The organism is Lyngbya sp. CCY1209 (assembly GCF_055795065.1).
The window spans coordinates 1-494 of record NZ_JAYFER010000266.1 but is presented as its reverse complement, the minus strand read 5'-3'; the positions used below and the strand labels follow the sequence as shown (position 1 = coordinate 494).

Below are 494 nucleotides of genomic sequence, written 5' to 3'. Positions count from 1 at the left end.
TCGTCGCCTCTGACAAATCCAATCATGGGTAAATACTCCTGAGTAATGGGTGAATGGCCGTGGTGATAACGGGCGGTTGCCCTCCCACGGCGGTTGAATTTAGCGGTATCGCATGGCGGCGAGGGCTTCAATAAACCCCCGCAGGCGCGACACTTCCCGTTGGGCGTATTCGCGCTCTAAATCGTTGCTGACGGCCATCACGGTCAGGATCAGGACCAGGATGGATGCGGTCAGGTTGCGGGTGTATCTGCTGTTGTTGTCGTGCTTACTCATGGCTGTTGCGGGTTGATATCCGACGGGGCGGGCGCGTCCGTTCACCGGCGTCCGTCGCCTCTGTCGGGGTGGGCAAAGTCTACGGTGAGGGAGAGGGGGGGGATTCTCAGATCGCCGGTTCCCAGCCAGAATCCGAGGCAGAAGAGGGCGATCGCGATCGCGGTGAGGGAGATCTTGAAATCCCTCCAACCGGCATCCCTCACCCCAGGGCGAAAAAACTC

At 59.7% G+C, this 494-nt stretch carries 2 protein-coding genes; both read right to left on the bottom strand.

The genetic code is table 11. From position 1 onward, the window contains the following. Positions 1-99 precede the first annotated feature (99 nt). Positions 100-273 (bottom strand): hypothetical protein, encoded by a 174-nt coding sequence (locus tag AC0QHF_RS07570; RefSeq protein WP_324703592.1) that lies wholly within the window; start codon positions 271-273, stop codon positions 100-102. A gap of 41 nt (positions 274-314) precedes the next feature. Continuing rightward, positions 315-494, bottom strand: a 180-nt coding sequence (locus AC0QHF_RS07565; protein WP_324703591.1) for a hypothetical protein, incomplete at its 5' end; no start/stop codon positions are given.

Excerpts from the sequence above, each read along its gene's own strand:
- AC0QHF_RS07570 (WP_324703592.1), bottom strand. The coding sequence starts at position 273 with ATGAGTAAGCACGACAACAACAGCAGATACACCCGCAACCTGACCGCA.